The sequence below is a fragment of the Psychrobacter sp. Ps6 genome, assembly GCF_022129235.1.
In the GTDB taxonomy this organism is placed as follows: Bacteria; Pseudomonadota; Gammaproteobacteria; order Pseudomonadales; family Moraxellaceae; genus Psychrobacter.
In genome coordinates, this window is the sequence record NZ_JADQAI010000138.1 from 1 (window position 1) to 1339 (window position 1339).

1 protein-coding gene is annotated in these 1339 nt (G+C 47.0%); it reads left to right on the forward strand.

Annotated features, from left to right (window positions below):
* Positions 1 to 1339 (forward strand): GEVED domain-containing protein (locus tag I3255_RS14385; protein WP_238039433.1); only part of this gene is annotated, 1339 nt, incomplete at both ends.

Genomic DNA, 1339 nt, shown 5'->3' on the forward strand with positions numbered 1-1339 from the left:
TAAACAATGATGGTGATTTTGCCGATAGCAATGAGCAGTTAATTAACGATCAAGCAGTCACAACGGGCAACAACAGTATCTCGGTCATATTAGATGCTGCCAGTGCCGAAGGGTTTAATGGCAATACTGTGATGCGAGTGCGTCTGTGCTCTAGTGCTAACAGCTGTAATACCTTTGATGGTGCTGCAAATGATGGTGAAGTGGAAGATCACTGGTTTGAACTGCTGAATCGAATTGTACTCAGTGGCGTCGTGTTTGAAGACAACGGCGTTGGAGGGGCAACCGCTGCGCATGATGGGCTACAAGAGGGCTCAGAGGTCGGTCTAGGTAACTTTACGGTAACGGTAACCTTTAATGATACTGGAGTGACAGGCTTTACATCCGGTGATGTTATAGCCACAGACCTTACCTCAGGTGATGGCTCTTACCAGTTTGTGATAGGGGTGGATTTCTCAGGTAAAGATCTGCTGTTAGACGTAGTCAAGCAGGCGGATTGGATCGACATCAGTGAAGCCGATGTGACGGGCATTACGCAAGTTACCAGTAGCAGCGTGACCGACAGTCAAATGAGCGTGAATGCTAATGCGGGGGATGACATCTCTGGATTAGATTTTGGTAAAGTGCAAGAGCCCCGTATGGAGCCAGATAATTTCAGTGAAGCAGAGCCGGGTAAATCGGTGCTGTTCTCTCATAAATTTACCGCTGCGACAGCAGGGAGCGTGAATTTCTCAATCATTAATACAGAAGTTGAACCTGCTAATGATGGTTGGAATGCGGTGCTCTACCAAGATAATGATTGTAATGGGGCAATAGATGGGGCTGATGCTCAAATTGTCAATCCAGTTGCAGTAAGTGGCAATACCGCTGTATGTCTACTTAGTAAGGTATTTGTGCCAGCAGATGCGCCACTTAACGCTTTATATCACTACGATATTGCTGCAGACATGACGTTTACTGACAGTGCCGCCACTGGCCATGGAGTGACTCGACAAGTACTTGATAAAGATACGGTTCGAGCGACGTTTAGTGGCGCAGGTGAACTTAAATTAGAGAAAACGGTGCGTAATATTACACAGGGCACTGCGATTGGGGTGAGTAACCAAGGCCGTCCGGGTGATGTGTTGGAATACACGATTACCTTTACCAATGTGGGCAGTGGTGACTTAACCGATGTGAGTATTTTTGATAGTACGCCAAGTTATACCGAGCTTTCTCAAGCGATTGATTGCACCTCAGGCTCTATACCCGCTTCACTGACCTGTATTCCTGTGACTGCAAATGGCACCAATGCAGTAGGTTATGAGGGGGAAGTGCGTTGGGATATGACGGGGAGTTTATT